The sequence below is a fragment of the Marinomonas dokdonensis genome (assembly GCF_052747885.1).
Window position 1 is genome coordinate 339,720 of the sequence record NZ_JBRAND010000001.1, and the last position, 20,861, is coordinate 360,580.

A 20,861-nucleotide genomic window follows, 5' to 3' on the forward strand; every position below is an offset into this window, starting at 1 on the left:
CTCCATTACTCCTTGCGAACTGAAAGTTCTTTCGTAATAGAGTCTTTTCTTAGGGCATCTAGTTCGTTGAATACCTTGTCATAACGACGTTGTAAAACACGAATCTGACGTTCGGAGCGTAGGTAGGTAATGGAGCTAACCAATAGCGCAACTATGGCACCAAAAGAAAAAGCAATAATAGTATAGAGCGCAACACTCAATTCTGGTGCTTGCCAGAAAACTAAGTCCAGACGAATAAGCTGGGGATTGCGTATCGCAAAAAAGACACCGACGGCTAAAAAGAAAATGATTAGGACGGTTAGGACAACCCTTTTAAACCATTTGAGCATAATTCAACCTACCAATAAGAGAATGGTAACATTATGCCGTGATAGCACTAAAAATTCGAGGCATAAGATGTAAATTAATTAAGTTCGTTCATTTCATCATCTAATGAATTGACCAACTCTCTTAACTCTTTCCCTGGCTTAAAATGCGGTACATATTTCGCGTTTAGCTCTACCGATTCACCTGTTTTAGGGTTTCGACCAATTCTCGGCGCTCGATAATGAAGCGAGAAACTACCAAAACCTCTAATTTCTATGCGCTCTCCATTTGCCAAAGCGTCAGACATATGTTCCAGCATTGCTTTAATTGACTGCTCTACATCTTTGACCGGCAAGTGTGATTGCTGATCGATTAGCAGTTCTATCAGCTCAGATTTCGTCATTTTTTCCTCACGACTATATTTTGATCACTACCTAAGACTAGCTAAATCTAGAAAGAAAGCAATAAGTTATGCGTTTTTAAGCTCGGATTTGACGTTTTTCTTTCGTAAAAATGGTGAATATTGATTATGGATAGGTATGATAACTGGCATAGACACAATCTAGCTTTTATAATAGCCCCATATTTAACACTCTGGAAGACAAGACAATGAGCTATAGCAATATCCCTGCAGGCAAAGATGCGCCAAACGATATCAATGTAATCATCGAAATCCCGGCGGAAGCTAACCCAGTAAAATATGAAGTAGACAAAGACATGGACGCCCTAGTAGTGGACCGTTTCATGACGGCGCCTATGTTCTACCCTGCTAACTACGGCTACGTTAACAACACGCTAGCTGATGATGGCGATCCAGTTGATGTATTGGTTATCACTCCTTACCCAGTGGTTGCTGGTTCCGTTATTCGTTGCCGCCCTGTTGGTGTTTTGAACATGTCTGACGAAGCAGGTATGGATGCAAAATTGGTAGCTGTACCTCATGAAAAATTGAGCAAAGAATACGGCCACATTCAAGATGTGAACGATATTCCACAATTGCTACGTGACCAAATCGAGCACTTCTTCGAAAATTACAAAACCCTTGAAAAAGGCAAGTGGGTAAAAGTAGAAGGCTGGGCAAGCGCTGAAGAAGCGAAAAAAGCCATTGTTGAAGGCGTAGAAGCTTACAACGCTCAATAACACTGAGCTTCTTTCTCGCTTTGCTTTTTTAAGTAAAGCGAAAATAAAAAAATCGATCCGTGGATCGATTTTTTTTGCTCTAAAATAAGTCTAATTCTTATTCTAGTGAATCCAAGTAGCGCTCTGCATCCAATGCCGCCATACAACCCGTGCCCGCCGATGTAATGGCTTGACGATAAATATGGTCACTTACATCACCTGCGGCAAAGACACCTTCAATACTAGTTTGGGTAGCATTACCTTCTGATCCAGTTTGTACTTTCAAGTAGCCATCTTTCATCTCCAGCTGACCTTGGAAGATATCTGTGTTTGGCTTGTGGCCAATGGCAACAAACACACCTGCTACCGCGATGTCTTTCTTTTCACCCGTTTGGTTATTCTTAACACGGATGCCTGTTACACCGCCATCATCACCTAACACTTCATCCAGTTCGGAATGCCACTCGATGTTTACGTTGCCATTCTTAGCTTTTTCTAGGATTTTGTCCGCTAGGATCTTTTCAGAGCGGAATTTATCACGACGGTGAATGACCGTAACGGATTTAGCAATATTTGCTAGGTAAAGCGCTTCTTCCACAGCCGTATTACCACCACCAATCACCGCCACATCTTGGTTACGGTAGAAGAAACCATCACAGGTCGCACAAGCAGAAACCCCTTGTCCCATGAACTTAGTTTCACTCTCAAGACCCAAATATTGAGCACTGGCACCGGTTGAAATAATCAAGGCATCACAAGTGTATACACCGCTGTCACCCTCTAAGCGGAATGGGCGGTTTTCTAGATCAACTTTATTGACGTGATCAAAAATGATTTCTGTTTCAAAACGCTCAGCGTGCTTACGCATACGCTCCATGAGTTCCGGACCTTGCACGCCTTGATCATCACCAGGCCAGTTATCCACTTCTGTCGTTGTGGTTAGCTGTCCGCCCATTTGCATACCTGTAATCATGACAGGGCTAAGATTGGCACGAGCCGCATAAACGGCTGCTGTGTAACCTGCAGGGCCAGATCCTAAAATCATTAATTTAGCGTGCTTTACATCGCTCATAAAATTGCTCCGGTAAATAGGTAAATGCCCAACCAAGTACAGAATAAAGTAGTCGGGCTAAAAGTCTTGAGGTGATTCTAACGAAAAAAGGCTAAAAAACTTAGCGAAAAATCTTAATAACTAAAATAGGGGCACTCTATGAAGTTTCAAGGTTTAGTCTGAGACATTACAGGAGTGACGGCTCCCACAGACCACACATTGGGTATCTTGAGTTAAACGTAGCTCTCGCCAACGGCCAGCGAAGCCATCAAAGAGTTTGAGCAAGCCATGCTCCACTTGCCCACAGCCACTGGCAATTTTTAAGCCTTCTAAAGCTTGCAGTACCCCAAGGCTACCCACCACAGGGCCAATAATACCGCTTTCATTACAGCTTAGTTGGCGATCTGATAACTCAGGGTAGAGACACTCATAGCAAGGGCTTTGTTGCTGATCGAAGCGAAAACTGATTAATTGGCCTTCCCAACGAATCGCAGCAGCGCTCACTAATGGTTTTTTTAGCTTAAAGCAGGCTCGATTGATCTGCTGTCGAGTAGCAAAATTATCGCAGCAGTCCAGCACCACATCGGCATTGGCAACGCAGTTCGCAAGAGCCTCCCCTGCCAAGCGTTCTGTTAAAACAGTCACTTTAGCCGCAGGGTTTTTCTTAACAATTTGTTGAGCAGCGGCTTGCGCTTTATAGTCACCTATCTGGTCTTCATCAAACAGAACTTGGCGGGGAAGATTACTGGCCTCAATTTTATCGTCATCAGCCAGCTGTAAATGCCCAACCCCTGCTGTTGCTAAATAAGTTGCCGCAATATTTCCTAAGCCCCCTAAGCCAACAATCAGAATATTAGCTTCACCTAGAGCAAGCTGTCCTTGCACATCAAAGTTCGCTAGCAACAGCTGGCGGCTATATCGATCCAGTTCTAATTCGTTCATTTTTACCTTACTTATCAGATGAATTGTGCCGAACTTAAAATAATTTGTTAAAATCAGCCATTACTTATCAATGAGCCCAACTATGAAATTTCCAGGCAGACGCAAACTTAAACATTACTTCCCCGTTTCTCAAGCAAAACCCACACTGCCGACTTCGGAAGTACGACCCGATAAAGATTCTTACATTGTTGGGCTGGATGAAACCATCGTCGACGTTGTTGCTAACGTCAGTGATGAGTTTCTGACCCATTATAAAATACAAAAGGGATTATCCAACCTAGTGGATGCCGAAACCGCTTCAGCTATTTATGAACAACTCACCGCTGAGCAATCGATTTCGGATCATTTTGCCGGTGGCACCATAGGCAATACGATTCATAACTATTCGGTCTTGGCAGACGATAAATCTGTATTGCTGGGCGTCATGTCCTCAAACATAGCCCTTGGATCTCCAGCCTATCATTATATTTGCCACACCAGCAGCAAGGTCGATATGAACCACCTGCAAGGGGTAACAGGCGATATTGGCCGCGGCATTACGCTTATCACACCAGATGGCGAACGCACCTTTGCTATCGCACCTGGGGACATGGATGAATTAAACAGCGACCACATTCCTGAAAACATTATTGCTGGCGCCGCGGCACTGGTGACTTGTGCCTACCCTCTGCGTCATCAAGATAAGCCTATTAAGCAAGCCATGCTGAAAGCCTTACAATTGGCGAATCAGCATAATGTGCCCACCATCTTAACACTTGGCACTAAGCATTTGGTGGAAGAAAATCGCGAAGAGTTACTTGAGATCATCAAGCGTGACGTCAATGTACTGGCGATGAATGAGCTAGAAGCAGAAGCCCTAACAGGTTTTGCTGACCCATTACTGGCCGCCGATGCCATCTTAGACCATGTTGATGTGGTGCTACTGACAGCAGGCCCTGAAGGCCTCTACCTATGTGGTCATACGGATGAAACGGTAAAGCGCGAAACCAGCAACCCTATTAAATCCGGTAGCCTTGCTGACTTTAACCGTTGGGAGTTTAGCCGTCCTATGTTGCGTGCTAACTGCAAACAGCCGATTAAAGTCTTCTCCCATATTGATCCCTACATGGGCGGGCCAGAAAAAATCCGCAACACCAATGGCGCTGGTGACGGGGCACTATCAGCCTTGCTGCATGACATTTCAGCGAACCATTTTCATAAGGAAGCCATACCAAACTCAAGCAAGCATGTGGCGCCTTTCTTGGCTTACTCCTCTTTTGCTCAAATCTGCAAATATTCGAATCGCGTGAGCTATGAAATCTTGGCACAAAATGCTTCTCGTCTATCTAGAGGTTTGCCTGAAAAAGAGGACAGCTTGGAAGAGAGCTACTGGGAAAGATAATTCCCAGTAGGGTTTAAAACGCAAAAAGCCATGCAATGCATGGCTTTTTTCTGCAACAACCAAACAGGTTATTACATAGATTCTATACCCAAAGCTTCATTGGCTTCGAACATACGATTAAGCTCTAGCAAAATCACGAGCTCGTCGTCTTTTTGATAAACACCCTGAATAAATTTCAGTGCTTCATCATTACCAACACTTGGGCTTTGCTCGATTTCACCCTGATATAGGTAAAACACTTCTTGTACCGCGTCCACCAGCAAACCAATCTGTTCACCATCATGCTCGATAATAATGATACGAGTGTCGTCTGTAATGCTGCACTCAGGCAAGCTAAAACGCGCTCGAGTATCCACTACCGTAACAACATTACCGCGCAAATTCACAATACCTAGCACGTATGAAGGCGCTCCAGGTACTGGAGCAATTTCACTGTATCGCAAAACTTCTTTGATCTGCATGACATTAATGCCATAGGTTTCATCAATAAGTTTGAACGTTAAATACTGCAGTAATTCGCCTTTTTTGCTTTCAGCAACGGCTTTGTTGGATTCATTAATAGTTGCTAATTCTGACATGGCTCGCATCCATATTCGATTTAATTTAGAGAAGTGTAAAACTCATCTTGATGTTTCTATCTTAGATAAATCAAGATGAGTTTACGAGCAAAACAGCGAATTAATTAACTCTCTTGTTGGATACCAACAATGGTCCAATTAGCATTCGCTTCAGTCATACTTTTCTCTAGATGCCAAATTTCATTGGTATCAGACGTTTGATCGCCTTCTTTAATCCAACCAGAAAATTGCAAAGAGATAGAAGCTGTTGAGCCAACAAACTCACCACGAACCAATTCCACCATTAGGGAAATCACTTCTGTACGAGGCTTGTCGTCACCATAGTTAGCGCGTTCTTTCACCAACATGTTGTATAGCTCTGGGCTTACATAGTCGAGAATTTCATTAAAGTCGTTATCATCCCAAGCTTTCTGCAAGGCGATGTAATGATTTTTAGCTTCTGCGACAAATGCTTGCTCATTAAAGCCCGGTGGAAATTGCATTTCTGGCTGAGCACCAAACCCTGACATACCTGCCATTGGCGAAGGCTGTACGTTATCGCGGGTTGAGTTAGGCATTTCACGGAACATACCATTCGTACCTGCTTGCGCCTCAGCTGCACGGCGTTTTGGTGCGATAAAGAACTTGTAAATTAGGAAGCCAATCAAGGCAAACAGTAGAATGTCACCGAAGGAAATACCTTCAAATGCACCACTACCAAACAAGGTAGCAAACAGACCACCTACCAACAGACCACCTAATAAACCACCGCCTAAGCCGCCCAAAAAGCCGCCTTTTTTAGTGGTAGAATTAGCACCTGTCGTGGTGGCTTTGTTGGTCGTTGACGTCGCACTTTTAGGTTTCGCTATGGAAAAGCTTTTACCAAAGCTCTTGCCACCACCAAACTTTTTGGCTTGCACTTCAGCACTATAACCGCCAGCGCCTATTGCTAAAACAAACGCCATTAACATGGCAAATACACTAGTTTTCACAGGATTACTCCACTTAATTAAAATTCACTAAACCCACCGCATTGCGTAGGTTTGAAATTAGTTCTTGGGTACGAGCACGAGCTTTAGCAGCACCGGCTTGTAACACTTCCTCCACGTGGGCAGGATTGGCTATTAATTCAAAGTACTTTTCACGAGGCTCACTTAATTGACCATTAACCAAGGCGAAGAGTTCCTTCTTGGCTTCACCCCAAGCAATACCATCAGCGAATTTCTGGCGCATTTCCAATACCTGCTCAGGTGTGGCAAAGGCCTTATAAATATCAAATACCACTGAGTCATCTGGGTCTTTAGCTTCACCTGGTTCCAACAAGTTGGTTTTGATCTTATTAATGCCTTTTTGCAGTTTCTTTTCGGTATCAAATAATGGAATTGTATTGTTGTAACTCTTACTCATCTTACGGCCATCTAGACCCTTTAAGATAGAGCCTTCTTCGCCAACAACGGCCTCTGGTAGCACAAAATGCTCACCAAATAAGTGGTTGAAACGGCCCGCTATGTCGCGAGCCATTTCAATGTGTTGAATTTGATCCCGACCTACAGGCACTTTATGGGCATTAAAAGCCAAGATGTCAGCGGCCATAAGCACTGGGTAACAGAACAACCCCATGGTAATGCCAAAATCAGGATCTTGTTGATTCGCGATGTTTTCATCCACCGCACCTTTATAAGCATGGGCGCGATTCATTAGGCCTTTGGCTGTGACACAAGTAAGTAGCCAGTTAAGTTCGGCAATTTCAGGAATGTCGGATTGACGGTAGAAAGTCGCTTTATCAGTATCTAGACCACAAGCAAGCCAAGTCGCCGCAATGGCTAAACGTGACTCTTTAACTCGCTCAGGGTCCTGACATTTGATCAATGCATGGTAATCCGCCAAGAAAAAATACGCTTCTGTTTCTGGATTTTGGCTGGCTTCAATAGCAGGACGAATCGCTCCTGCATAATTACCTAAATGTGGTATACCTGTCGTTGTTACACCTGTTAAAACGATCTCTTTAGCCATTACTACTACTCTTTCCTGCTCTCTAAAATATGTAATTTGCGCTTACCCTACCACAAAGAAACTATGGTTCGTAATGCCTTGATTGTATATTTATTTATCCTCTAGATCACACTATAAGTCATCACTAGGGTTACAAATACTTTTAACTAACTCATGAATTTATAAATGTTTTTTCTCAATACTCACTTTATGGTGATGAAATTTACTTTATCAAGTCGCTTCCCTTGGCCAGAGTATCGGCTTGAGGCCGGAGTAACGCTGGACGCGCCTATCCACCGCTTCATAAATTAACAGCTCTGGCCCCCAAAGGGTGAACGCCTGTTTCGCACGGGTAATCCCTGTGTAAATTAACTCTCGGGTCAACACAGGCGATGAGTTCACCGGCAATAAAAGAATGACTTGATCAAACTCAGAACCTTGGGATTTATGCACTGTCATGGCAAAGACTGTTTCGAATTCGCTTAGTCGGCTGGGCAACAAGCCTTTGAAGCTACCATCGGGCTGCATAAACCAAACCCTCAAACGGTTATCTTCATCTGGCATGCACAGACCGATATCCCCGTTGAACAGGTTGAGTCCTTTATCATTTCGCGTGAGCATGACAGCTTTACCCGGATACCAAGTATGCAGGTCTTTGATCCGCCCTCGCTTGAAAAAATACTCTTCTAGCTGACGGTTAATATGCTCTACGCCCCACTCCCCTTGGCGTACCGCGGTGAGTATTTGAAAAGCAGAAAACTTCTCAAACAAAAGGGCGATGGCAGCATTGTCACGAACGCCTTGCCAATAATCATCGTAGCCATTGGCTAACTCAGCCATATCGCTCTGAATGGGTTTTGTTTGGCTAAGACGCCATTGCACATCCCCTAAACCTGCCTTTAGGCAGGACATAACGGCTTGTTTATCTCCCATATTTACCGCATTTGCCAGGCGCCCGATGCCGCTGTCTTTGGAAAATCGATAACTGGTGCGCAACAAGGTCAAAGCACGGCTAATTTTAGGAGCATGTGGGTTACCAAAAGCTTGTAAAGGTTGCTGGCTGACTCGCGCAAGATAATCGGCCCAGTCTGGCTGGAAGTAGGCATTTTCAATGCCATGGGTCATATCCCCTAAAATACTGCCAGCTTCCACAGAAGCCAGCTGATCTTTGTCCCCTAGCAAAATTAAACGGCAATGCTTAGGCAAGGCTTCAATGAGCTTGGCCATCATAGGAAGATCGACCATGGACACTTCGTCCACCAGCAAGATGTCGAGGTGTAATGGGTTTTGTTCATTGTGCTTAAAACGACTGCGACCAAAGTCACTGCCAAGTAGGCGATGCAAGGTGCTGGCTTGATCAGGTATAGCCGCTGTGATTTCAGCACTTAGTGGCAAGGATTCTTTGGCACGAGTGATAGATTCCGTCAGTCGTGCTGCGGCCTTTCCTGTGGGGGCGGCCAAGGCAATCTTTAATGATTGCCCTTCATTCATGGCTTGACCAACCAGCAAGGCCAACAACTTAGTAACCGTGGTTGTTTTACCTGTCCCCGGCCCGCCACTGATCACCGAAAAGCCCAAGCTCGCGGCATTGGCCACCGCCACCTTCTGCCAATCTGGCTCAGCATTAGATGCTTCAAAAAGCCTTGCCAACAAGTCACTGTCGACAGAAAAGGCCGACCTATTAAGTTGATTGTCCAGATACTGAATAAGGGTTTGCTCATATTGGAAATAGCGGTACAAATACAAACGCTGATTGACCAACACCAAAGGCGTGGCCTGTTCCTCTTTGTCATCCCCCACTAAAGCGCTGCTTTTAAGATTCTCGCACCAGTCTGCAAGACTCTGCACACCAGCCTCACGCAAGATACGACGCAGTGTTCCAACGGATACATTCTCGACGGAAGATTGCCAAATCGCTGATAAATCGATGCAAATATGGCCCGCTCCGAGAAAAGCACTGCATAAGCTACCAGCTACTAATAAGGCTGGATTTTCTTCTCCAACATGTTGGCTTAGTTGCTCTATCCATTGACGATCAATGGCACGCAGCACGCCTTTGGTTTGCCACTCAGCTAACCAATCCTGCTTTAAAGCGGCTGACGGTAAATTTTGTTCTGTCACCTCGAGCTGTTTAAAAAAGTCCAAACTGCACCACCTCATCGCTCTTCACGGCCGCTTTTATTGGCGGCTTTGCTGTGGTTTTACCCTGAAACAACAAGTCCAATGCTTCCACATGGGCCAAGCTTAATCTTGAGGTATAGATACCTGTCTTTTCGCCCACCTGCATGCCTCTTAGGAAAGTATAAACAACACCGCCCACATGCTTGTCATAATCGTAGTCTGGCAATCTCTGCTTGAGCAATCTATGCAGTGCCAGGGTATAAAGCTGATACTGTAAGTCATACCTATGCTCTGCCATGGCATCCTGCAAATGCTGGTCACGGTAGTCGGCAAAGGTATCGCCTAAATAGTTAGATTTATAATCCAAAACGTAATACCGCCCTTGCCATTCAAATAGCAAATCAATGAAGCCTTTTAACATGCCTTTGAGTTGGCGATCCTGAATGCTTGGGGCTTGGCGAGAGACTGGATCATATTGGCGAGCAATGGCATCCAATTGCAAAGCATTCATGCCACCCACCGGGATAAAGAACTCCATCTCTTTACGACACTGCGCTACTGGCAAAGCCCCTAAACTGACCCCTTCGAGCAATTCTGTGTTCACAATATCCACCAACCAGGCATTGAGCACCTCTTGCCATTCTGCATAACCTTGGCGTTGGTAATATTCCCCAAGCGTCGCTTGATGACGCACCTGTAGCAAGTCTTTAAAACTTGGTTGGTTAATTTTAGGCTGCAAGCCTTTACCCTCTAGGGTATCGTGCAAGAAGGTACCGGGCTTAGCCCCTTTCGGAAAAGTAAAACGGCTTTCAACCGGCTCAACCTCAGGCAATATTTCAGCCTCTGGCACAACCTCAAGCTTATCTTCCATGAGCCTCATATTTTCATCTAGGCCAGGTAAGCTTTCGTCTTGATGATTTTTGCTTTCCACCACTAAAGAGGAATAACTGCCAACCCACCAATCTCGCTCTATTCGGCCATTAAAATTTCGAACTTGGGCATTTGTTGGCTCTTGTTCTTGCAAGCTAAATCTAGGCAACTCAGCCGCTTCTTGAGGCATATCCACAAGGGCAATGTGCTCTTTAGGTGAACTCGCTGATAACCTTTGTAAGCTTTTGTATAAATCGCCTGCATCCAATGGCTCACCTTCTGCTACAAGAGCCCCCACACCGCTTAAGTGAATTTCAGACACAGCCCCACGGTTTTTCGTCGCTGCTTTCCCCACCTCCATAGCACCAATAAAACATGCTTCTTTGGCGCGAGTTAAGGCAACATAAGCTAAGCGAATTTCCGCCGCATAGAGCTCTTCTTCATGGGCTGCTTTTTGCCCTTCATCCGGGTCAATAGCAATCCACAACTGCTGGTCTGCATCATGGTATAAAGCGGATTTTTCTCGGCGAGAATAAGGCGTGAAGGCAAAGGGCAAATAGACAAGAGGATATTCCAAGCCTTTGCTCTTGTGTATAGTAACAATACGCACCAATTCCGCATCAGTTTCTAAGCGGATTTTTTGCTCGTCGCTGGCACCATTGGGGGTTTGAATCGCTAACCGTAAATAACGTAGTACTCCTTCCTTCGAGTCCAGCTCTTGGGACTTTTGCTGCAATTTTTCACAAAGGTGCAAGAAGTCGGTTAAACGTCTTTCTCCACCTACTTGGCCAAGCATGTTTTGTGCAAGATCCACATCGGCCATGAAAGTTCGCAACATAGGCAACAAGCCCTGCTCTTCCCATAAGCGTAAATAATTCTGAAACGCCTGCACCCATCTTTCATAGACTAAATCATCATGATTCAAGGTATCTAGATCCGCTAAGCTCCACTGCACGAGTGCCGTGGCAAGAGCCGAGCGTAATTTAAATTCATCCCCATTGGCTAACACAGCGGTCAGTACAATAAGCAGCTCATGGGCTTCAACAGTTTCAAATACCGAGCCTTTGTCACTGAGATAAACACTTGCAATGCCCCGCTCCCTAAGGGCGAACTTTAAATGATTCGCCTGATTAAAATTGGTTACCAACAAGGCAACATCTTTTGGCCGTACCCCTTGGCCAGAAATCAAGGCTTGCCCTTGTTGGCCTTCCAGCAACAACTTATGTAAGTGAGCCGCACACGCCTCAGCCATGGTCTGCATATAGTTTTTACTGCTAACGGAATCTTCCGATGCTTGATACAGAAACTGCAGGGCAGACTGAGTGTCGTGACCACGCACAAAGCCGCCATTTATACCCCTGTCTTGTACCTGAACAAACGGAATGCCCGAAACTCGAAAGGGTTGCTCTTGGGTACTAAACAGCTGATTTACCGACTGAATCATGGCGGCTGAAGAACGGTAATTAGTAGCAAGAGAATAAACACTGTCTACTTGTTTTTTGGCCGCTAGATAAGTGTATATATCAGCCCCACGAAACGCATAAATCGCTTGCTTTGGATCACCTATCATAATCAATCCCAGCTGACTTTGATCACTCTTCGCTGGGGCATAAACATTGGAAAATATCCGGTATTGAACGGCGTCGGTATCCTGAAACTCATCAATCAAAGCAATCGGATAAAGGTGGCGTATCCGTGCGGCCAGTTTACCACTCTCTTCTTGTGCCAACGCCACATCCAAAGACGTCAGCAGATCCGTAAAGGTTAACGATTGAGTGCTGTGCTTCCAGCGCTTCATGCGATCTTGCACTTGCTGCCATAGATGCGCCAACAATACAGCTTTTAAGCGAGCAGGATCCGGAAAGATTTCTCGTAGACTTTGCACTTGTTCAAAAAATGGATGGCTCGGAGGCTGACCCGCTTTTTTAATACGGGACTCGTAATGTTCGCTCGCATCAAACTTTACTAGGCTTCCATCTAGTTCAAATTGTGACGACAGGGCCCAACAATCCATTGCTTGAGCATGCTTGTCTGTGTCTTTCCAAAAAGTACGTTTAATGTCACTTGAATTTAGAGCATCAAGAATGTCCTGTCGCTGGTTCAACCAAGCTTTACGAACTGCCGCTATTTGTTGTTGCGCCTGCTCAATCGCTTGTTGCCAATCATATTTTTCGGTGGCTAATTTGGCATCGGGCTGGTTATTAAGCAGATACAAATCACTTAACAGCGCCTCAGGAGAAGACCAAATAGGCCGAATAACAGAAGCTTGATCTTTGCTTAATGGATATAATTCTTTGCGCCATACATCTTTCACAGCCATCGACAGGGGCACTTGCTCATCCGTTTCAATGCTTTGTTGAAACAACATGCGGCTTTCAAAGGCATTTTGACTGAGCATTCGCTGACAAAAACCATGGATGGTAAAGACCGCCGCCTCGTCCATTTGTTTTTCCGCATACAGCAGTTTTTCAATACCCTCTTTGCGCTGCAGCTCCGTCATTTGTGCCAGCCAGGGCCCAAGGAAAGCATCGTCACTTTGAGCGAGCATAAGGGCTTTTCTAGCCACCCGAATTCTTGAGCGAATCCGCGCTTTCAATTCTGCTGTTGCGGCCTCAGTAAAGGTAACCACTAGAATTTGATCGACCGTTAACGCCTGCTCTAAATCCCCTTGAGCACCTGTTGGCACCAAAAGGCGCAGGTATAGGTTCGCAATAGTATAGGTTTTCCCTGTGCCGGCGCTGGCTTCAATGAGCCGCTTGCCAAATAAGGGAAAGGTTTGCGCATCCAATAAGCTCACGGGTAAATCCTGAGCAGTAGTTGATTCGTCCATTAATCCAATACCTCCAAATGACGATACATGGGCAACCAAATGGTTTCACATAGGTGCTCAAATTCCGCCCTATGGGGCCCTAAATCTGGGTAATAGCGTCGCCAATAGGCATCCTCGCCTTCACCATTATCAAAGGCACTTGATGATTGATAAGTACTCACAGCCGCTTGCCAAGCAAGCTCTGTATCATTCGCCTTTTTAGGGGAACAATAACTTTTACACCAGGCGTCGGCGCTTTTTGCTGGCAGAGGAAGCGGACGACACAGGCCCGTTTTCAACAGGCTTAAAATCTTCGCTAGATGAGGCTGAGCCTCCTTTGGCGGTAGTAAAGTAAACGCCAACTGAGAGAGCTGTCGACTTTTTCTGGATAAGTTAATGAGATGATGCTGCATCGGCGTACCCTGAACACACAAAGCTAGGTGTTCTAGCCACATTTGAATTTTTTGATGGGCTGTCACATCACCAATGCGATAAGACAATCGAGTGGTGCTTGTGGGTCTGTCTAGCCAAGCTTGAATTGTCACCCCAGCTAACTCAAAGTTGATTTCTGCGGCGTCTAAATCTTCTAGGTGATAGGTTTTTAGCAGATCCACAAGCTGTTTACATTCGTTTTTGTTTTGCGCTAGGTTTAACTCCCCAAACGCGCCAAAGGGAAGCACTCCTTGCAGCGCAAGCCTTTGCAAGAAGATTTCTTCTTTGTCTTCTAACATGGCTTGCAAAAGATCTTTGCGTAACTGGTAACCCGCCAAACCGGATAAGGAGAAAGGCTCGTCTTCAAGCTCTTCCTCTTCCTTGAAAGACAAATAAGCTTTCAACCTGCGCTGGGTAAAATAGCGCACAGGATGAGAGATAAAACGGCCAATTTCTTCTAAGGGTAATTCAGGTGAGTCTTGCTCAAAGCTCTGTAAAGGCTCAAAACTGACATCAGCCTCAGGAGTTTTATCCCCATTCACCGCCATCAGCCAATGCTCATTGAAGCTGTATAAGGCATTTTTATCAGCTGAATCATTTTGGTAATAGCGAATATTAAAGGGTTGCAAAGGGTGCTCAACAATTAATCTCTGCAAGCAAGCTGCTTGGGCGTCATCAGGCGCTAAGCTTTCATCACCATGGAACACACAACTTTGACCAATGTATTCCAATAATTCACTGACCAATATAGAAGGGTTTTTCTCGCTGTTGTCTTGGATATTGCGACCAACATAACTGACGTAGAAACAATCTCGTGCCGACATGAGGGCCTCAAGAAACAGATATTTATCGTCTTCTCGGCGGCTACGGTCACCACTTCGATAGTCTCCCACCATGAGATCAAAGCCCATAGGGGCCACACTGCGAGGGTAATCCCCTTCATTCAACCCCAGAACACAAATCACTTTGAAGGGCACGGAACGCATCGGCATAAGCGTACAAAAATTCACCCTACCTGCTAGAAACCTTTGGCTACCTTGTGCTTCTTGTAACATGGGCCCCAGTAATTGTCGCATCACATTGCTTTCTAAAGGTTCATCAAAAAATGCCTGCTGCCATTGCAAGGTTAAGGTTTCAAGTTGCTTGGTTAGCAAAGGCATGAAGCTGTCATCCTCTGCTACCGCAAAAAATTCTTCTGCCAAATTGTATAAACTGGAAACCCATTGGGACGGCCCCATGGTTTGCTGCAATTGTTGTTGTGCTTGGCTAATTTTCGCTAAAAATTCAGCCAGTTTACCCGCCACCGCAGCTTCTAAGCCTTCCACATCGCCATAGCTCAAAGTATCTTGCCAAATGTAATCATGCCCCATGGCATACCCTAGCAACATTCGGCGAATACCGTTCAACCAAGTATGGGAAGATTGGGCAGGCAAATCATGTAAGGCAGCCGTCTTTTCATCTAGCCCCCAACGTACACCAACCTCAACCGACCACTGACGAATACGCTCTAATTCCTCAACGTCTAGCTCAAATCGAGCTAACACCGCAGGCACTTCTAAGACACTGATTAATTCGGACAAGGTGAAACGACTTTCGCCTAATCCTAGTAAATATAGGTAGGCGTCCACCATAGGGTTTTCCAGACTACCCGACTGGTCAATCAGCGCAAAAGGAATGTGTTTGTGACCTTGAGCCTGAGAAAACACCGCCTTAACAAAAGGGCTGTAGGCGTTCACGTCAGGAAGCATGACAATAATGTCTTTTGGCGTCAGTTGAGGGTTCTTTTCAAACATATCGAGCAATTGATCGTGCAGCACCTCTACTTCGCGTAAAGGGCTGTGACACAGGTGCACGCGCACACTTTGATCCTCCACCAAGACCTTATGGCGATAGTTCGCATCCGCATAATCTAGGCTTCGCTCTTGTTTGGCACCGTGGTTTTCAAGCTCAAGCACATCTTGCTGAACATACTGCAATAAACTTGCTTGCGAGGCGTCTGAGTAATCTTCAAACACCTCTATTTCGTTATCGGCCATATCTTGCAACTGGGCAATATAGTCTCGGCCTAAACGCCCCCAACTGGCCAATAAAGGGTTGGCATCAAGGTGTAAGCTATCGGTGCCTAAGCCTGGCTTGAGTGCTTGACGTTTTATGACTCTGCCAAGGTAGTGTTTGTCCACCACATCACCCCAATAATAACGACAAGGGTTTTGCAGAAATAAATGCACCTCTATCCAGCCAGAGCTGGCTAACACTCGCAGTGATTCTAGGGTATTTGGCGGTAGAGAAGAGACGCCAAAAATGAAAATTCTTTCCGGTATACCGACAGGTTTTGTTCGGGACACAGTGGCCTCTTGCAAGGCTTCGATCAGATTGCCCCTATGGTAGAGAGAACTGCCCTGCTGACTAATATCCGTCACTAGGTCGCGCCATAAAATTTGCTGCCAAGGTTGCTCTGCAAACAGCGCTTTTAGAGATTCATCCTCTATATGGCCAGCTTCCCATGCTGCAATCCAATCAGGACGGTACACTAGATATTGATCGTAAATATCAGCCACACTGCTACAAAGCTGATAACGGCGAGCCTGCGTATCATCCTCTTGTAAGTACCAATTCAGCGCAGAGAATTCTTCGTCTTGCAGGCGAGTGTCCAGTAGACGCATTAAGCGCCACACTAGAAACGGCTTATTAAATTCACTTTGTTGGGGAATATCCGTTAAAGCCTGACTAAAAACCTTCCAAACGAAGGTCGATGGCAGTGGAAAAGCAAGCCCTGCGGCGACCGAATGGGAGTCCGCCAGATACATTTTAAGCCATTGAGCCATACCTGGGTTCTGCACCAGAATATGTTCGTCATCAAATGGATTTTGCGGAGGTGAAAGTGCCAGAATTTTAGCAAGTAATGCGGCCAAATCTTCTAAACGGTTGCCAGTATATAGCTGAAACATCAAAACATCCCATGTAAAACACCAGTGTCATCGCATTTTAATTGCGACTTACAAGCCTAACCTTGGGAGATATAAAAAAGAAGGGAGATTTTAAGAAATTAATGGTGGAGCTATGCGGGATCGAACCGCAGACCTCTTGCATGCCATGCAAGCGCTCTCCCAGCTGAGCTATAGCCCCACTAATTAATCGCCGAGCATTTTATGGCCGAGGAAAAAACCTGTCAATAAGTAATTGTAAAAAAGCGTAACAGAACACATTTTTACGTCTCAAAATGCGCTTAATTTTCACACAACTTATTAGAATCTCGTGTTATATTGCGCTATCTGACATGACAATATGATTGAATTATGGATTTTCCTGAAGTATTGAATGACCTAATGATGGCTCAGCAGCCCATACTTTCATTGGACAATGAAATTTTTGGCTATGAGCTACTTTTCCGTGAAAAGGATAGCCCGTCCCACGCCAATGTGTTTGATGGAAACCAGGCCACAAATAGAGTACTGGCAAACTTGTGCATTGGCATCACCATGCTAGAGTCTCAGTTACAAAAGCCTTTTTTTATCAATATGACCACAGGACTGCTACTATCGGATGCTTTCATTCCGATTGATCCTAAGTCCATCTATATCGAGATACTTGAAGACCAGCAACTTACCCCTGAGTTTATTGAAGCGGTAAAAAATTGGCATCATGCTGGTTACCTTTTTGCACTGGATGACTATCAATTTAGTGAGGAATACAAAGCACTATTACCTTGGATCTCTATTGTAAAAATTGATGTTCTCCATACACACCCAGTGCGTTTTGCCAAACAAATCGCTGAACTAAAAGCCATGGGAATTACATTACTGGCAGAAAAAGTCGAAGACCAAGTAATGTTTGATGTGTGCAAAGAGATGGGTTTTGAGCTATTCCAAGGCTATTACTTACAAAGGCCGCAGCTGGTTAAGGGTAAAGTGGTTGATACTGCGACTCACGGCGCCATGTCATTAGTTAACGCTTTACAAGATGTTGATGTATCGATCGAACAAATATCCACTCTTGTCTCTCAAAATCCAACCCTGTCTTTTCAGTTGCTCCGCATACTCAATAATCCCGTCTGTGGATTGAGCAAAAAGGTTGACTCCATTAAAGATGCAGTGGTTCTTATCGGCCTTAGAGAACTTAAGAAATGGGCATTATTGATCACTTTAACCTCTTCTTCTGATCAGCCAAAATCTTTATTTAAAATCCTTTTGGCGCGTGGCAGCTGTTGCCAAAAAATCTGTGCAGATAAATACCCAGAACTTAGTGATGCCGCTTTCACAACAGGCCTTCTATCTGGAATTGACACATTATTCGGTGTAGAAAAGCGTGTCATCTTAAAACAAATCGCATTATCTAATGACATTAGCTCTGCTATCTTATCTGGGTCTGGCAGCCTTGGTGAAATATTAAAACAAACCCTTAGCTGTGAAGAACAAAAATGGTCCAGACTCAATAGCCTAAGTGATAAAGAAAGACAAAAGCTCAACCTTGCCTTTCTTGAGTCTATTGTTTGGGCAAGCAATGTCATCAATTCACTCAAATAACACAATTATTTTTTGCAAATGATTGACAGGGTTATAAAAAACCCTAAAATACGCATCACCTTTTTCAAGGCCAGTGTGGTGGAATTGGTAGACACGACGGATTCAAAATCCGTTGCCGAAAGGCGTGGCGGTTCGAGTCCGCCTACTGGTACCATTTAGATGAAGCCCTAGTTATTTTTTAGCTAGGGCTTTGTTGTTTTTAGCCTTATGAGTTTTCGGGTTTATTAAACTGTACTCTTACTTATTAAACCTACTCAGTATAAGTTATTATCACCACAAACAGCCCTTCAAACTTTTAAATTAAGCAAAACCTTCTAATGCGGAACAGCTCAATCAATTTATCACGTCATATATTTATTGCCCTATATTAGCCCTAAAGATAAGACTGTTTCTTTAACCCTTAAATTTTTTGATAGATTTAGAACAAGAAATCAAGGCATTTTCTACTTCACGTACCGTGCCTAGCGCATAACCATCTTCATCACTTGTATACCTCCGATAGGACTCTGCTAAGACTCCTAGCTCAGGTAATACTCTGTCAAAGTAATCCGGCAAACTCTCTTTGTACTTTAAGGTAATGATACCTTCACACTTTAATGCTGCCTGCTCCACTTTAGAGCCGATATTTCCCCAATGATGGGAGTTTTTTTGCTTTATTTTTGCATCATTAAATTGTTTGCTCAGTATCTCAGTAATTTCTTGCTGCAATATACTTCGTGGTGTTAATGACGCATCCATCTCCGCTTTTTTGTACTTTATGTCGGCTCCAGATATATCATGTGATGCATTCTTCCGTAAGGCTTCTTTTAACCTAATGAGAAAGCGAACAAAATATGCCATGAGATTATCCTTTTATCTCTGATTATGACTTAATCATCAAAGCCATGGTTCACATAGTCAGGTAGGTCTTCTACTTTTGGTATTGGGGTAGATTTCCCCTCTTCATCAATGGCCACAAACTTAAACATGGCCTCAGTAACCTTTTCACGTTGACCAATACGACCTCGTCGCACCCAAGCTTCTACCCTAACATTCATAGAAGTTCGCCCTACTGAATCAACACAGGTGTATACGCCCAATATATCCCCTACTTTAACAGGCTTAATAAAACTCATACTGTCGATTGCCACGGTGACCACACGAGCTTGCGCACGCTGTCCTGCACATATTCCTGCCGCGATATCCATTTGCGATACAACCCAGCCACCAAAAATATCACCGGCTGGGTTGGTATCACTTGGCATAGCCACTGTACGTGTCGTTAGCCTTACCTTAGATTTTTCATTTGACTCAGACATATGCATCCTTTGAAACTTCAGTTGTGCCTTTCATCAAATACTAGCAAGAAAGCTTAAACAAATACCAGACAAGAAAAAGCCGCTATTGAAGCGGCTCTAAGGTATTTTAAGGGGGTTTACACTAATTACTGACTTTTCTGTGTATCCAACTCATATTCATAATCACGAATAGGGTGATTATGTGGAAACTTGTTTAACAAGCCATTGACCCTATCATTCTCTTTAATTCCTGTAGTACATAAAGAAACAGAATCAGATAGTTTCTGTACACTCATTTTGCGACCATGACCATAATGTGTGCAAATATCTCTAGGACTTAAAACTCGTAAAGAAATATGTTTAAAAGCGCTTACACACTGACTGCAGCTGAAGGTTAAATCCACCGTATCAGAAGCAGGAGCAAGGTGATTTTTCTTTTCATCCACAACAAACTCATGTTTATGATTTTCATTGCAAATTAGACAGAAGAAGTTAGGCTGGTGTTTTTCATCTAGAGTTAAACGTCCCTCAGAGCAAAGTGACACATCCACTTTGGCCAATTGAAAAAGCGCGCCTTTTTCTAAAAAATCTTTGAATTTACTTGCTTGCATGTGTGTCTCCAATCTAGCGAACCCATTCAATTCCTAACTAAGCAGCCAGATTTAAACTACCTATTCTTAAAAGACCCCATACCATCAAAAAACATAAGAGCCAAACTTCAATAGGTGTATTAACGCACAGATAACTGGGGCAAACCAAGAGACAGAAACAAAAGCACACAGTTTGTACTATTTCAGTTACAAACAGTCACAGAACGCGTTACAGAACATTAAAAAATAGAGCTGCTAGACTTCGTTAAATCCCGCGATGCCAGCGGTAGGCTTCAAAAAGCCTGCGAAGAGTTCTTTACCGATTACCACGGCCAAGACCCAGAAACCCAACTCAATACAATTCCACGCAGTCATTTAGTTGCCTTATGGCGCTTCTTTGTCGCCTACATTCTCGGCTTGAAACCTTACGGCTTCCAAATGGACGTAGCTTTCACCCATGACTGCCGCACTCCTTGGAACATTCAAGCCCTTAAAGATTTAACCATTAAGCAATACAAGCAAAACGTAAGCAAATTGGCATAGGAGAGAGACATGAACAATACCGCAATCAAGCAAAGCATTTTAGAAGACAAGCTAGAGCAACTTATCCAAACCTTAAGCAAGCCAAAAGTTGCTGACAACAAAACCCTTTGGGGTTCAGAAGAATGCGCCGCTTACCTAGGGTTATCAAAAAAGAAATTCATGGGCGACGTAGCGTGCAAACGCACCTTCCCACAAGCAAGGAACGTCGGTGGATCAGAAAACCGCACTAACTGGCGTTGGGTTGCCAGCGACGTCATGTCATGGGCACTCGCCCAAAAGGTCACACACTAAGTGATTTACATCAGATATAAAAAACCGCCAAATAGGCGGTTTTTTTGTGTCATTTAA

At 44.3% G+C, this 20,861-nt stretch carries 17 protein-coding genes and 2 tRNA genes; 5 read left to right on the forward strand and 14 right to left on the reverse strand.

Annotation, left to right across the window (positions count from 1 at the left end; translation table 11 throughout):
• Positions 1-5 precede the first annotated feature (5 nt).
• On the reverse strand, positions 6-329 hold the full coding sequence (locus ACUM5Y_RS01550; RefSeq protein ID WP_445975089.1) for a lipopolysaccharide assembly protein LapA domain-containing protein: 324 nt from the start codon (positions 327-329) through the stop codon (positions 6-8).
• A 74-nt stretch (positions 330-403) separates the two neighbouring features.
• A complete protein-coding gene (gene ihfB, locus ACUM5Y_RS01555; protein WP_445975090.1) occupies positions 404-709 on the reverse strand; it encodes an integration host factor subunit beta in 306 nt (101 codons plus the stop codon).
• A 206-nt stretch (positions 710-915) separates the two neighbouring features.
• On the opposite strand from ihfB, the gene ppa reads away from it, so the two are divergent.
• On the forward strand, positions 916-1,446 hold the full coding sequence (gene ppa / locus ACUM5Y_RS01560) for an inorganic diphosphatase (RefSeq protein ID WP_445975091.1): 531 nt from the start codon (positions 916-918) through the stop codon (positions 1,444-1,446).
• 97 nt (positions 1,447-1,543) lie between these two features.
• Here ppa and trxB read toward each other — a convergent pair whose 3' ends face one another.
• A complete protein-coding gene (gene trxB, locus ACUM5Y_RS01565; protein WP_445975092.1) occupies positions 1,544-2,497 on the reverse strand; it encodes a thioredoxin-disulfide reductase in 954 nt (317 codons plus the stop codon).
• 153 nt (positions 2,498-2,650) lie between these two features.
• Positions 2,651-3,418: a HesA/MoeB/ThiF family protein gene (locus ACUM5Y_RS01570; protein ID WP_445975093.1), complete on the reverse strand. Its 768-nt coding sequence runs from the start codon at positions 3,416-3,418 to the stop codon at positions 2,651-2,653.
• Positions 3,419-3,500: 82 nt separating this feature from the next.
• On the opposite strand from ACUM5Y_RS01570, the gene ACUM5Y_RS01575 reads away from it, so the two are divergent.
• On the forward strand, positions 3,501-4,799 hold the full coding sequence (locus ACUM5Y_RS01575) for an inosine/guanosine kinase (protein WP_445975094.1): 1,299 nt from the start codon (positions 3,501-3,503) through the stop codon (positions 4,797-4,799).
• Between the two features lie 71 nt (positions 4,800-4,870).
• Here the strand turns inward: ACUM5Y_RS01575 and ACUM5Y_RS01580 are convergent, their stop codons facing one another.
• The 7 genes from ACUM5Y_RS01580 to ACUM5Y_RS01610 form a co-directional block, all read right to left on the reverse strand.
• Positions 4,871-5,377 (reverse strand): chemotaxis protein CheW, encoded by a 507-nt coding sequence (locus ACUM5Y_RS01580; RefSeq protein ID WP_445975095.1) that lies wholly within the window; start codon positions 5,375-5,377, stop codon positions 4,871-4,873.
• A 104-nt stretch (positions 5,378-5,481) separates the two neighbouring features.
• Positions 5,482-6,348 (reverse strand): Tim44 domain-containing protein, encoded by an 867-nt coding sequence (locus ACUM5Y_RS01585; RefSeq protein ID WP_445975096.1) that lies wholly within the window; start codon positions 6,346-6,348, stop codon positions 5,482-5,484.
• Between the two features lie 13 nt (positions 6,349-6,361).
• Positions 6,362-7,369 (reverse strand): tryptophan--tRNA ligase, encoded by a 1,008-nt coding sequence (gene trpS / locus ACUM5Y_RS01590; protein WP_445975097.1) that lies wholly within the window; start codon positions 7,367-7,369, stop codon positions 6,362-6,364.
• A 210-nt stretch (positions 7,370-7,579) separates the two neighbouring features.
• The gene (gene recD / locus ACUM5Y_RS01595; RefSeq protein ID WP_445975098.1) at positions 7,580-9,493 is read right to left on the reverse strand and encodes an exodeoxyribonuclease V subunit alpha; all 1,914 of its coding nucleotides are present in this window, start codon (positions 9,491-9,493) and stop codon (positions 7,580-7,582) included.
• A complete protein-coding gene (recB, locus tag ACUM5Y_RS01600; protein ID WP_445975099.1) occupies positions 9,480-13,169 on the reverse strand; it encodes an exodeoxyribonuclease V subunit beta in 3,690 nt (1,229 codons plus the stop codon). The genes recD and recB overlap by 14 nt, the downstream gene beginning before the upstream one ends.
• Entirely contained in the window at positions 13,169-16,528 is a 3,360-nt protein-coding gene (gene recC, locus ACUM5Y_RS01605) for an exodeoxyribonuclease V subunit gamma (protein WP_445975100.1), read from the reverse strand. Before recC ends, recB begins: the two co-directional genes overlap by 1 nt.
• 102 nt (positions 16,529-16,630) lie before the next feature.
• Positions 16,631-16,706 (reverse strand) — tRNA-Ala (locus ACUM5Y_RS01610).
• A 170-nt stretch (positions 16,707-16,876) separates the two neighbouring features.
• Between ACUM5Y_RS01610 and ACUM5Y_RS01615 the strand changes: the two genes are divergently transcribed.
• Entirely contained in the window at positions 16,877-18,103 is a 1,227-nt protein-coding gene (locus tag ACUM5Y_RS01615) for an EAL and HDOD domain-containing protein (protein ID WP_445975101.1), read from the forward strand.
• Positions 18,104-18,172: 69 nt separating this feature from the next.
• Positions 18,173-18,257, forward strand: a tRNA-Leu gene (locus ACUM5Y_RS01620).
• Between the two features lie 239 nt (positions 18,258-18,496).
• Here ACUM5Y_RS01620 and ACUM5Y_RS01625 read toward each other — a convergent pair.
• The 3 genes from ACUM5Y_RS01625 to ACUM5Y_RS01635 all read right to left on the reverse strand — a co-directional run bounded on the left by ACUM5Y_RS01625 (position 18,497) and on the right by ACUM5Y_RS01635 (position 19,991).
• Entirely contained in the window at positions 18,497-18,943 is a 447-nt protein-coding gene (locus ACUM5Y_RS01625; RefSeq protein WP_445975102.1) for a hypothetical protein, read from the reverse strand.
• A gap of 29 nt (positions 18,944-18,972) precedes the next feature.
• Positions 18,973-19,401, reverse strand: coding sequence for an acyl-CoA thioesterase (locus ACUM5Y_RS01630; protein ID WP_445975103.1), 429 nt, complete (start codon positions 19,399-19,401; stop codon positions 18,973-18,975).
• A gap of 125 nt (positions 19,402-19,526) precedes the next feature.
• Positions 19,527-19,991: a hypothetical protein gene (locus ACUM5Y_RS01635; RefSeq protein ID WP_445975104.1), complete on the reverse strand. Its 465-nt coding sequence runs from the start codon at positions 19,989-19,991 to the stop codon at positions 19,527-19,529.
• Positions 19,992-20,522: 531 nt separating this feature from the next.
• Between ACUM5Y_RS01635 and ACUM5Y_RS01640 the strand changes: the two genes are divergently transcribed.
• On the forward strand, positions 20,523-20,804 hold the full coding sequence (locus ACUM5Y_RS01640; RefSeq protein WP_445975105.1) for a helix-turn-helix transcriptional regulator: 282 nt from the start codon (positions 20,523-20,525) through the stop codon (positions 20,802-20,804).
• The last annotated feature ends 57 nt before the right edge of the window (positions 20,805-20,861 follow it).

Coding starts and splice junctions, on each gene's coding strand:
- ACUM5Y_RS01575 (WP_445975094.1), top strand. CDS start 3,501: ATGAAATTTCCAGGCAGACGCAAACTTAAACATTACTTCCCCGTTTCT.
- ACUM5Y_RS01625 (WP_445975102.1), bottom strand. CDS start 18,943: ATGGCATATTTTGTTCGCTTTCTCATTAGGTTAAAAGAAGCCTTACGG.
- trpS (WP_445975097.1), bottom strand. CDS start 7,369: ATGGCTAAAGAGATCGTTTTAACAGGTGTAACAACGACAGGTATACCA.
- ACUM5Y_RS01550 (WP_445975089.1), bottom strand. CDS start 329: ATGCTCAAATGGTTTAAAAGGGTTGTCCTAACCGTCCTAATCATTTTC.
- ihfB (WP_445975090.1), bottom strand. CDS start 709: ATGACGAAATCTGAGCTGATAGAACTGCTAATCGATCAGCAATCACAC.
- recC (WP_445975100.1), bottom strand. CDS start 16,528: ATGTTTCAGCTATATACTGGCAACCGTTTAGAAGATTTGGCCGCATTA.
- recB (WP_445975099.1), bottom strand. CDS start 13,169: ATGGACGAATCAACTACTGCTCAGGATTTACCCGTGAGCTTATTGGAT.
- ACUM5Y_RS01580 (WP_445975095.1), bottom strand. CDS start 5,377: ATGTCAGAATTAGCAACTATTAATGAATCCAACAAAGCCGTTGCTGAA.
- ACUM5Y_RS01570 (WP_445975093.1), bottom strand. CDS start 3,418: ATGAACGAATTAGAACTGGATCGATATAGCCGCCAGCTGTTGCTAGCG.
- ACUM5Y_RS01630 (WP_445975103.1), bottom strand. CDS start 19,401: ATGTCTGAGTCAAATGAAAAATCTAAGGTAAGGCTAACGACACGTACA.
- ACUM5Y_RS01640 (WP_445975105.1), top strand. CDS start 20,523: ATGAACAATACCGCAATCAAGCAAAGCATTTTAGAAGACAAGCTAGAG.
- trxB (WP_445975092.1), bottom strand. CDS start 2,497: ATGAGCGATGTAAAGCACGCTAAATTAATGATTTTAGGATCTGGCCCT.
- ACUM5Y_RS01615 (WP_445975101.1), top strand. CDS start 16,877: ATGGATTTTCCTGAAGTATTGAATGACCTAATGATGGCTCAGCAGCCC.
- ACUM5Y_RS01635 (WP_445975104.1), bottom strand. CDS start 19,991: ATGCAAGCAAGTAAATTCAAAGATTTTTTAGAAAAAGGCGCGCTTTTT.
- ppa (WP_445975091.1), top strand. CDS start 916: ATGAGCTATAGCAATATCCCTGCAGGCAAAGATGCGCCAAACGATATC.